We start from the raw sequence: 1,232 nt of genomic DNA on the forward strand, positions 1-1,232 counted from the left end.
AATGGCTAAGGCTAAATTTGAAAGAAATAAACCACATGTTAATATAGGAACAATAGGTCACGTTGACCACGGTAAAACTACATTAACAGCTGCAATAACAAAAACATTACATGAAAGATATCAATTAGGAGAAGCTGTAGATTTCGCTAACATAGATAAAGCTCCAGAAGAAAGAGAAAGAGGAATCACAATATCAACAGCTCACGTTGAATATGAAACTCCAAACAGACACTACGCTCACGTTGACTGTCCAGGACATGCTGACTACGTTAAAAACATGATAACAGGTGCTGCTCAAATGGACGGTGCTATATTAGTTTGTTCAGCAACTGATGGACCAATGCCACAAACAAGAGAGCATATATTATTATCAAGACAAGTTGGTGTACCATACATAGTAGTATTCTTAAACAAATGTGATATGGTAGATGACGAAGAATTATTAGAATTAGTTGAAATGGAAGTAAGAGAATTACTTAACGAATATGAATTCCCAGGAGATGATACTCCAATAATAAGAGGATCAGCTTTACAAGCATTAGAAAATCCAGCTTCAGAGTGGGGAGACAAAATAGTTGAGTTATTCGAACAAATAGATGAATATATACCAGCTCCAGAAAGAGATGTAGATAAGCCATTCTTAATGCCAGTAGAAGACGTATTCTCTATAACAGGAAGAGGAACAGTTGCTACAGGTAGAGTAGAAAGAGGAGTATTAAAAGTTCAAGACGAAGTTGAATTAGTAGGATTAACTGAAGAGCCAAGAAAAGTTGTTGTAACTGGTGTAGAAATGTTCAGAAAGTTATTAGATAGCGCAGAAGCAGGAGATAACATAGGAGCATTATTAAGAGGTGTTCAAAGAGATGAAATCGAAAGAGGACAAGTATTAGCTAAGCCAGGATCAGTAAACGCTCATACAAAATTCAAAGCAGAAATATACGTTCTTAAAAAAGAAGAAGGTGGAAGACATACTCCATTCTTCGATGGATATAGACCACAATTCTACTTCAGAACAACTGACGTAACAGGAGCTTGTAAATTACCAGAAGGAATAGAAATGGTAATGCCTGGAGATAACGTAACTATAGAAGTTGATTTAATAAACTCTATATGTGTTGAAGAAGGATTAAGATTCGCTATAAGAGAAGGTGGAAGAACAGTAGCTTCAGGAGTTGTAGCAGAAATAATAGAATAATCTATTTAGATTATTTATATATAGAAAAGAAGAGGGG

1 protein-coding gene is annotated in these 1,232 nt (G+C 35.3%); it reads left to right on the plus strand.

The window, feature by feature from the left end; translation table 11 throughout:
- Nucleotide 1: 1 nt before the first annotated feature.
- Nucleotides 2-1,195: an elongation factor Tu gene (tuf, locus tag J7G74_RS16330; RefSeq protein WP_297137347.1), complete on the plus strand. Its 1,194-nt coding sequence runs from the start codon at nt 2-4 to the stop codon at nt 1,193-1,195.
- The last annotated feature ends 37 nt before the right edge of the window (nt 1,196-1,232 follow it).

The organism is Terrisporobacter sp. (assembly GCF_017888745.1).
Classification (GTDB): Bacteria; Bacillota; Clostridia; order Peptostreptococcales; family Peptostreptococcaceae; genus Terrisporobacter.

Coding starts and splice junctions, on each gene's coding strand:
- tuf (WP_297137347.1), top strand. CDS start 2: ATGGCTAAGGCTAAATTTGAAAGAAATAAACCACATGTTAATATAGGA.